Source organism: Amycolatopsis sp. NPDC051903 (assembly GCF_044452505.1).
GTDB lineage: Bacteria > Actinomycetota > Actinomycetes > Mycobacteriales > Pseudonocardiaceae > Amycolatopsis.
This window is the reverse complement of record NZ_JBITBT010000066.1, coordinates 20,145-29,384: the sequence shown is the minus strand read 5'-3', so window position 1 is coordinate 29,384 and position 9,240 is coordinate 20,145. Positions and strand designations below refer to the sequence as shown.

Genomic DNA, 9,240 nt, shown 5'->3' with positions numbered 1-9,240 from the left:
GTCGTGGGCGCTGCCGCGCCCCAGGGCCCGGCCGACAGGCCCCCCCCCCGCGCCCACCCGGCCCCCCAACCCGCCCCCCCCCCCCCCCCCACCCCCCCCCCCCCGCCCCCCCCCCCCCCCCCCCCCCCCCCCCCGCGGCCCGGGGCGCGCGGGCCCCGGGGGGGGGGGCCCCCGCCCCCCCCCCCCGCGCCGTGGGGTCGGGGGTTCGGGATCAGGCCGGGTTGAGGACGTGGCGCAGGAACTCGCCGGTGTAGCTCTCCTCCACCGAAGCGACGTGTTCCGGCGTGCCCTCGGCCACGACCATGCCGCCGCCGGAGCCACCCTCCGGGCCCATGTCGATGATCCAGTCGGAGGTCTTGATGACGTCGAGGTTGTGCTCGATGACGATCACCGTGTTGCCCTTGTCGACCAGGCCGTTGATCACGCCGATCAGCTTGCTGATGTCCTCGAAGTGCAGGCCCGTGGTCGGCTCGTCGAGGATGTAGACGGTCTTGCCGGTCGAGCGCTTCTGCAGCTCGCTGGCGAGCTTCACGCGCTGGGCCTCACCGCCGGACAGCGTGGGCGCGGGCTGGCCGAGCCGCACGTAGCCGAGGCCGACGTCGACGAGCGTCGCCAGGTGGCGGTGGATCGCCTTGATCGGCTCGAAGAACTCCGCGGCCTCCTCGATCGGCATGTCGAGGACGTCGGAGACGGTCTTGCCCTTGTAGTGGACCTCGAGCGTCTCGCGGTTGTAGCGGGCGCCCTTGCAGACCTCGCACGGGACGTAGACGTCGGGCAGGAAGTTCATCTCGATCTTGATCGTGCCGTCGCCGGCGCACGCCTCGCAGCGGCCGCCCTTGACGTTGAACGAGAAGCGGCCCTGCTGGTAACCGCGCACCTTCGCTTCGGTGGTCGCGGCGAACAGCTTGCGGATGTGGTCCCACACGCCCGTGTAGGTCGCCGGGTTCGACCGCGGGGTGCGGCCGATCGGCGACTGGTCGACGCGCACCAGCTTGTCGACGCCGGCCAGCCCGTTGACGCGCGTGTGCCGGCCCGGCACCTGGCGCGCGCCGTTGAGCTTGTTGGCCAGCACCTGGGCGAGGATGTCGTTGACCAGCGTGGACTTGCCCGAGCCGGAGACCCCCGTGACGGACACGAGGCAGCCCAGCGGGAACGACACGTCGATCCCGCGCAGGTTGTGCTCACGCGCGCCCACGACCGTCAGCTGCCGCTTCTTGTCGACCGGGCGCCGGATCGCCGGCACGTCGATCGAGCGGCGGCCCGACAGGTACGCCCCGGTGATCGACTCCTTGCTCTTGAGGATCTTCTTGTACGGTCCACTGTGGACGATGTGGCCACCGTGCTCGCCGGCACCCGGGCCGATGTCCACGACCCAGTCGCTCGAGCGGATCGTGTCCTCGTCGTGCTCCACGACGATCAGCGTGTTGCCGAGGTCGCGCAGCCGGGTGAGGGTCTCGATCAGCCGGTGGTTGTCGCGCTGGTGCAGGCCGATCGACGGCTCGTCGAGCACGTACAGCACACCGACCAGGCCCGAGCCGATCTGCGTGGCGAGCCGGATGCGCTGCGCCTCGCCACCGGAGAGGGTGCCCGACGCGCGGTCGAGCGAGAGGTAGGTGAGGCCGACGTCGAGCAGGAACCGCAGCCGCGCCTGGATCTCCTTGAGCACCGCGCCGGCGATCATCGCCTCGCGCTGCCCGAGCACCAGCTCGTCGAGGAACTTCGACGCCTCGTCGATCGACAGCGCGCAGACCTCGGCGATCGAGCGCTCGCCCTGCGTCGCGTGCTCCAGCGTGACCGCGAGGATCTCGGGCTTGAGCCGCGTGCCCTGGCACGTGGGGCACGGCACCTCGCGCATGTAGCCCTCGTACCGCTCGCGCATGTACTCGGACTCGGTCTGCTCCTGGCGCCGCTCGAGGAACGGGATCACGCCCTCGAAGTTGGCGTAGTACGAGCGCTGCCGGCCGTAGCGGTTGCGGTAGCGCACGTGGACCTGCTCGTCGACGCCGTGCAGCACCGCCTTCTGCACCTTCGCCGGCAACTGCCGCCACGGCGTGTCCATGCGGAAGCCGATGGCCTCCGACAGCGATTCGAGCAGCCGGATGAAGTAGTCGGCGCTCTGGCCGCCGGCCCACGGCGCGATGGCGCCCTCGGCCAGTGACAGCTCGTCGTCGGGCACCACGAGCTCCGGGTCGACCTCCTTGCGGATGCCGATGCCGGTGCACTCGGGGCACGCGCCGTAGGGCGAGTTGAACGAGAACGACCGCGGTTCGAGGTCCTCGATCGCCAGCGGGTGCCCGTTGGGGCACGCCAGGTTCTCGGAGAAACCGCGCACGCGGTGCGGGTCGTGCTCGGGCAGGTCGACGAACTCGAGCTCGACCAGCCCGTCGGCCAGCCGCAGCGCCGTCTCGACCGAGTCGGTGAGCCGCTGGCGCGAACTCGTCTTCACCGTCAGGCGGTCGATGACCACCCCGATCTGGTGCTTCTCCTGCTTCTTCAGCTTCGGCGGGTCGGTGAGCGGGTGCACCTTGCCGTCGACGACCACGCGCGCGTACCCCTGCTGCTGCAGGTTCTGGAACAGGTCGAGGTACTCGCCCTTGCGCCCGCGCACGACCGGCGCCAGCACCTGGAACCGCGTGCCCTCTTCCATCTCGAGCACCTGGTCGACGATCTGCTGCGGCGTCTGCTTGCTGATCAGCTCACCGCACTTCGGGCAGTGCGCTTTGCCCGCGCGGGCGTAGAGCAGCCGCAGGTAGTCGTAGACCTCGGTGATCGTGCCCACGGTCGAGCGCGGGTTGCGCGAGGTGGACTTCTGGTCGATCGACACCGCGGGCGAGAGGCCCTCGATGAAGTCGACGTCGGGCTTGTCCATCTGCCCGAGGAACTGCCGCGCGTAGGCCGACAACGACTCGACGTAGCGGCGCTGGCCCTCGGCGAAGATGGTGTCGAAGGCGAGGCTCGACTTGCCCGATCCGGACAGGCCCGTGAACACGATCAGGCTGTCGCGGGGCAGGTCGAGATCCACACCGCGGAGGTTGTGCTCGCGGGCACCGCGAACAACGAGGCGATCAGCCACGCCCACGTCCCTTCACATCAATGTCTTCACTGTCGGCTCGGAGGCCGGCCCGGTGGAAAGTCCCTGCACGGGCGGCCGCGTCCATGCTAGGACGGGCCACCGACAGAAACGGGCACCGCGTTTTCGACCTGGGGTTTTCCGGGTCCCGGACCTGCTTGCGCCACCCGGCGGCCGGCCCCGCGGGGAGCCGCGGCCAGCCGGGGACGCCGAGGTCCAGCAGGGCGCGCGCCAGGACGTAGCCCAGTTCCCGGTGCGCCAGGTAGAGACCATACGAGATCCCCGCGAGCCGGGTGATCGCCGGGGCGACCCGCGCGAGGGCCGGGGAACCGCCGGTCGGGGCCGCACGCCGCGAGGCAGCTCACCAGCAGCAGCACGGCGAAGCCGATCGTGAACGGCCAGCGCGCGGGGTCGAGCGGCGTCGCCCGGTGGAAGGGGAAGACGTGCAGGTCCGGTACCACGATACAGGCCGCGACCAGCAGAGCGACGTGCCACGAAGGGAGACGTCGGCTACTCCGGCGGCTCCACGGCCACAGCGCGATGCCCATCGCGAACAGGCGGGTGCGCTGCAGCCCGAGCCCGACGAAGACGTCGACGACCTGGATCGGCGTGCGGCCCGGTTCGAAGAAGCCGAACCGGACCACCGCCGGTGCGACCATCAACACCCGGACGAGCCAGATCGTCACTCGATCGGTGCGCACAGCGCCGCGGGTAGCCAGTCGGTTCGCCGTGCCGCAGCGCGCCCTGGTGCGTCACGTGCCCCGGCACGACGGCCACGATCGCGACGACGCGCAGGAGGTCCCAGCTGCTCCGCCGGGTGCTGCGGTGCGGTGTGTCCGGCACTGGTTCCCCGCGGTCGCCCGGCTGGTCGCGCCGAGCCCGCGTGTGCGGGTGGGACAGACCGCGCACCCCCGGCTACCGTGAGGTCGTGAACATCGCCGACACCTACACCGGGCACGTCGAACCGGGCGGCGACGCCGCCCGCCGCACGCTGGACGCGCTGACCATCACCAAGCTCTCCGTGGGGCCGATGGACAACAACGCGTACCTGCTGGTCTGCCGCGCCGACAACGAGGCGCTGCTGATCGACGCCGCCAACGATCCGGAGCGCATCTCCGACCTCATCGGCCACGGCCCCGACCGGCCGGCGCTGCGCACCGTCGTGACCACGCACCAGCACCAGGACCACTGGCAGGCCCTGGGCGCCGTGGCGGGCGCGAACGGCGCGAACACCGCGGCGCACCCGCTGGACGCCGCGCCGCTGCCCGTGCCGCCGGACTTCCTGGTCGAACACGGGGACACCCTGCAGGTGGGCCAGGTCACCCTCGAGGTGATCCACCTGCGCGGCCACACGCCGGGCTCCATCGCCCTCCTGTACCGCGACCCCACCGGCCACCCCCACCTCTTCACGGGCGACTCGCTCTTCCCCGGTGGCGTCGGCCGCACGACGTCGCCGGAGGACTTCGCGTCCCTCCTGGACGACGTGGAATCGCGCGTCTTCGGCGAACTGCCGGACGACACGTGGTTCTACCCCGGCCACGGCGACGACTCGACGCTGGGGGCCGAACGCCCGAAGCTCGCCCAGTGGCGCGAACGCGGCTGGTGAGCCTGGGCCCTTCCCGGGGCGGCCGGGGCTGTTCCGACCGCCCCGGGAAGGGGCTTCTCCATCACGGCCACGGCGGCGATGTCAGTGCTGCCGCCGGTCGTCCGGCCGGTGAAGGCCGGGGCGTGGCCGCTGGTGTCCTCGGTGCCGGTGGTGCGGAAGCGACCGGGTGGGCCTGAGGCCGACCGCGGCTCAGGTGAGGATCAGGTCGTCGCGCCCGTCCGCGCGCAGCCGTTCGACGTAGACGGGGAAGAGCTTCTTCGACAGGGGCGCGAGCTTGATCAGTTTGGCGACGGGGCCGTCCACCTTGACCTTGCCGCGGGCCATGGCGAACGTGAGGTTGACCTTGCCCTGCCAGTAGCCGTTGGCGACCTCGCTGTCCATGGTCATGGTCGCGTCGGCCGGGGCGTCGAAGGCGTCGCCGACCACGCGGCGGTTCTGCGTGTCGATGAGCAACGCCGACTCCGGGTTGCTGCACACCATCTTCAGCACGAGGCCCGTGCCGGTGAGCTTGTCGGCGAGGTCGGCGTCGGCGAACGCGGTTTCGAAGATGCCGCCGATGTAGTGGTAGATCTCTTCGGGTTTGCTGAACGCGGGCATGGCTGGTCTCCGATCCGTTCGGGCGGGCTGGCGGGGACTGCGGGTCAGAAGTGGCAGGGCATCGCGCGCACGGCGTGCACGAAGTTGCCGGCCAGGTAGTCGGGTTCACCGGCGGTGATGCCGGGCAGCGTGTGCAGCAGCTCGCCGAACAGGGCGCGCAACTGGGCCTTGGCGACCTGGTTGCCGAGGCAGAAGTGCGAGCCCCCGCCGCCGAAGGCCAGGTGCGGGTTGGGGCTGCGGCTCAGGTCGAACCGGCCCGGTTCGGCGAACACGGCAGGGTCGAAGTTGCCGGACGCGTAGAACATCACGACCTTGTCCCCCGCGCCGATCTGCTGGCCACCGAGCTCGAAGCCGGTGACGGCGGTGCGCCGGAAGGTCATGACCGGCGAGGCCCAGCGCACGAACTCCTCGAGCGCGGAGCCGATGCGGCCGTCGAAGTCGGCCATCAGCCACTCGCGCTGCTCCGGGAAGTCGGTGAGCGCCTTCAGCGTGTGGCTGGTGGTCTGGCGTGTGGTGTCGTTGCCCGCCACCGACAGCAGCACGAAGAACGCCGCGATCTCCTCGTCGGTGAGGCGCTCACCGTCCACTTCGGCCTGCACGAGGTTGGTCATGAGGTCTTCGCCGGGGTGCGCGCGCCGGTGCTCGGCCATCTCGAACGCCACGGCGTGCAGCGTCATCTGAGCTTCGAAGATCATCTCGATCGGATCCCGCCCGGCCAGGTACACCGGGTCGGCCCACGACACGGACGCGTCGGCCGCGTGCGCCACCCGCTCGCGGTCGGCCTCCGGGATGCCGACCATGTCCGACAGCGTGCGGATCGGCAGCTGGCCCGAGCACTGCTTCACGAAGTCCGCGCCGCTGCCCGCTTCCGCGAGCTCGCGGACGATGTCCCGCGCGTTCGCCTTGATCTGCTCCTCGATGCGCCGCACCTGCTTCGGCGTGAACGCGGCGCTCACGAGCTTGCGGATCTTCGTGTGCCGCGGCGCGTCCATCGCGAGGAACGACTGCGACGCCTCGAGCATCTCCTCGGGGATGTTCTCGAACATCACGCCCCGGCCCGAGACGAACACGTCGCTGCGGCGGCTCACCTCGACGATGTCGGCGTGGCGCACCACGGCCCAGTACCCGGGGTCCTCGGGGTCCTCCAGCAGCGCGTCCTCGACCGGGCGGTGCCAGGACACCGGGCGCGCTCCCCGCAGCTCGGCGAACGAACGCTCGCGGTCGGCCGCGCGGGTCGCCCAGAAGGCCCGCGACGACAGGTCGATCTCGTCGTAGTCGCGCCGCGGCGTCACGATGGCGGTCATGCGGGGACCTCCTGTCCCAGGTAGATGGACTTGAGCTGCTGGTAGGCGGCCAGCCCTTCGGGGCCGAGCTCGCGCCCGACGCCGCTGGCCTTCACGCCGCCGAACGGCGCGTTCACGTCGAGGTCGTAGAAGTTCACGCCGACGCTGCCGGTCTCCACGCGGCGGGCCACGTCGAGGCCCTTCTCGACGTCGGTGGTCCAGATGGTGCCGCCGAGGCCGTAGTCGGAGTCGTTGGCGAGCGCGACGGCTTCGTCGACGCCGTCGTACGGGATCACCGCCAGCACCGGGCCGAAGATCTCCTCTCGCGCGAGCCGGCTGCCGTTGTCGACGCCGCCGAACACGGTCGGCTGCACGTACCAGCCGCGGTCGCGGTCGGGCCGGCCACCGCCGGCCGCCAGCGTCGCGCCGGCGTCCTTGCCCAGCGCCACGTACTGCTCGACCTTCTCCCGCTGCCGTTCACTCACGAGCGGCCCGACGTGCGTGCCGGGGTCGAGGGGATCACCGATCGTGAGGGCCGACGCAAGCCCGGCGACGGCGGCGACCACCTCGTCGTGGCGTGACCGCGGCGCGAGGATGCGGGTGGAGAGGTAGCAGGTCTGGCCGGTGTTGAGCAGGCCGGCCGTCGCCAGGCCCTCGACGGTGGTGGCGAGGTCGGCGTCGTCGAGCACGATCGCCGCGGACTTGCCGCCGAGCTCCAGCGTGACCGGGCGCAGCAGCCGCCCGCACACTTCACCGATCTGCCGGCCCGCGGCCGTGGACCCGGTGAATGCGACCTTCTGCACACCCGGGTGCGCCACGAGGTACGCGCCGAGGTCCGCACCGCCCGTGACGACGTTGAGCACACCCGGCGGCAGGCCCGCGCGGTCGGCCGTGGCCGCCAGCTCCAGCGCGTCCAAAGTGGTCTCCGGCGACGGTTTGAGCACCACGGTGCAGCCGGCGGCCAGCGCGGGCGCGAGCTTGAACATCGTGAGCACCTGCGGGAAGTTCCACGGCACCACGATCGCGACGACGCCCACGGGTTCCTTGCGCACCACCGTGACGCCGCGGCCGTCGGGCCGGGGCCGCCGCTCCTCGGCGGGTTGGGCGGCGAGCATCGCGTAGTACTGCAGGATCCCGACCGGTCCCGCGCCCTCGGCCGCCGTCGCGAGGGCGATCGGCATGCCGTTCTGGATCGTCGTGAGCGTCGCGCGCTCGGCGGCGTTCTTCTCCAGCTCCGCGGCGAACGCCAGGAGCAGGCCGGACCGCTGCTCGGGCGAGAGCCCGGCCCATTCCGGGGCGTGCAGGGCGCGGCCGGCCGCCGCGACCGCTGAGTCCACTTCGGACTCCCCCGCGAGCGGCACGGTGCCGATCCGCTCCTCGGTGTCCGGGGACACCACCGCGAGCGCGGCGCCCGCGGCCGGGCGCACCCACCGGCCGTCGAGGTACAGGGTTTCGTGTTCGTGCATCAGCGTGCTCCTTCGGACACGAGCTCTCGCCGCCGGGCGGCGAACTCCAGAGCGCCGGACCAGCCGGTGCGGCGCGCGATCAAGGCCCGGAACTTCATGATCTCCCGCGGTTTGTTCACCGCGAGGACACCGGTGAGGCGAGCACCCGAGCGGTAGAGCGCCACGAACCGGCCCTCGTCCGGATCGCCCTGCGCCACGCGGATCTCGTCGGCCCCGGGCACCCCGGCGAACTGGATGCGGGTGTCGTACCAGTCGGACCAGAAGTAGGGCACGGTCTCGTACGGCTCGGCCGACCCGGGCACGGCCGCCGCGGCACCCGCCGCGGCCCCCTGCTCCGCGGCGCTGCTCCAGTGCTCCAGGCGCATGCCCCGGCCGAACACCGGGTTGTGCCACCTCGCGACGTCGCCGGCGGCGTACACCCCGGGCAGGCCCGTCGCGAGCGTTTCGTCGCACACCACGCCGTCTTCGAGCGTGACACCCGAACCCGCGAGCCACTCGGTCGCCGGGACCGCACCCGCGCCGACCACGACGAGGCCGGCGTCCAGCACCGTGTCGTCAGCCAGCCGGACGCGCTCGACGCGGCCGTTCCCCTCCACGCCGGTGACCGCGATCCCGCAGCGCAGGTCGGTGCCGTTCGCGCGGTGCAACGCCGAGCACGGCTCCCCCATCGCGCCGATCGCCCGCATCAGCGGCGTCGGCGCGGCTTCGACGACGGTCACCGGCAGACCGCGTTTGCGCGCGGCCGACGCGACTTCCGAGCCGATGAACCCGGCGCCGATCACGACCGTGCGGGCACCGGCGTCCAGGGCAGCGCGCACGGCGCGGGCGTCTTCGAGGGTGCGCAGCGTGTGCACGCCCGCGAGGTGCGCCGACCCCGGGAACGTCCGGGCGGTGGCGCCGGTGGCGATCACCAGGCCCTCGTACGGGATCTCGCGGTCGCCGACGTGCACCGAGCGCTGCGCCGGGTCGAGCGCGTGCGCCCGGGTGCCCAGTACGAGCTCGACCCCGAGCTCGTCGCACAGCACGGATTCCTGCCGGAACACCGGCGCCTCGGCTGGGCCGTCGAGGAACGCCTTCGACAGCGGCGGCCGGTCGTAGGGCAGGTGCTCCTCGGCGCCGACCAGCGTGACGGACCCGCGGTACCCGGCCTTGCGCGCGCCCTCCACCGCGCGCAACCCGGCCAGCGACGCGCCGACCACCACGAGACCGCTCACTGTG

Annotated in this window: 7 protein-coding genes; 1 reads left to right on the top strand and 6 read right to left on the bottom strand. The window is 72.0% G+C overall.

What is annotated here, in order from left to right:
• Nucleotides 1–211 precede the first annotated feature (211 nt).
• A complete protein-coding gene (gene uvrA / locus ACIA77_RS51010) occupies nucleotides 212–3,073 on the bottom strand; it encodes an excinuclease ABC subunit UvrA (protein WP_395893485.1) in 2,862 nt (953 codons plus the stop codon).
• A gap of 86 nt (nucleotides 3,074–3,159) precedes the next feature.
• Nucleotides 3,160–3,771 (bottom strand): hypothetical protein, encoded by a 612-nt coding sequence (locus tag ACIA77_RS51005; protein ID WP_395893484.1) that lies wholly within the window; start codon nucleotides 3,769–3,771, stop codon nucleotides 3,160–3,162.
• Between the two features lie 227 nt (nucleotides 3,772–3,998).
• Here ACIA77_RS51005 and ACIA77_RS51000 point away from each other — a divergent pair, with 227 nt between their 5' ends.
• Nucleotides 3,999–4,676, top strand: coding sequence for an MBL fold metallo-hydrolase (locus ACIA77_RS51000; RefSeq protein WP_395893483.1), 678 nt, complete (start codon nucleotides 3,999–4,001; stop codon nucleotides 4,674–4,676).
• Between the two features lie 189 nt (nucleotides 4,677–4,865).
• Here ACIA77_RS51000 and ACIA77_RS50995 read toward each other — a convergent pair whose 3' ends face one another.
• Genes ACIA77_RS50995 through ACIA77_RS50980 form a run of 4 tightly spaced genes read right to left on the bottom strand, consistent with a single transcriptional unit; the run spans nucleotide 4,866 to nucleotide 9,236 of the window.
• A complete protein-coding gene (locus ACIA77_RS50995; protein ID WP_395893482.1) occupies nucleotides 4,866–5,273 on the bottom strand; it encodes an SCP2 sterol-binding domain-containing protein in 408 nt (135 codons plus the stop codon).
• Between the two features lie 44 nt (nucleotides 5,274–5,317).
• The gene (locus ACIA77_RS50990; protein WP_395893481.1) at nucleotides 5,318–6,577 is read right to left on the bottom strand and encodes a cytochrome P450; all 1,260 of its coding nucleotides are present in this window, start codon (nucleotides 6,575–6,577) and stop codon (nucleotides 5,318–5,320) included.
• Nucleotides 6,574–8,022, bottom strand: coding sequence for an aldehyde dehydrogenase (locus ACIA77_RS50985; protein ID WP_395893480.1), 1,449 nt, complete (start codon nucleotides 8,020–8,022; stop codon nucleotides 6,574–6,576). The genes ACIA77_RS50990 and ACIA77_RS50985 overlap by 4 nt, the downstream gene beginning before the upstream one ends.
• Nucleotides 8,022–9,236: an NAD(P)/FAD-dependent oxidoreductase gene (locus ACIA77_RS50980; RefSeq protein ID WP_395893479.1), complete on the bottom strand. Its 1,215-nt coding sequence runs from the start codon at nucleotides 9,234–9,236 to the stop codon at nucleotides 8,022–8,024. Before ACIA77_RS50980 ends, ACIA77_RS50985 begins: the two co-directional genes overlap by 1 nt.
• Nucleotides 9,237–9,240: the final 4 nt, after the last annotated feature.

Excerpts from the sequence above, each read along its gene's own strand:
- ACIA77_RS50995 (WP_395893482.1), bottom strand. The coding sequence starts at position 5,273 with ATGCCCGCGTTCAGCAAACCCGAAGAGATCTACCACTACATCGGCGGC.
- ACIA77_RS50990 (WP_395893481.1), bottom strand. The coding sequence starts at position 6,577 with ATGACCGCCATCGTGACGCCGCGGCGCGACTACGACGAGATCGACCTG.
- ACIA77_RS50985 (WP_395893480.1), bottom strand. The coding sequence starts at position 8,022 with ATGCACGAACACGAAACCCTGTACCTCGACGGCCGGTGGGTGCGCCCG.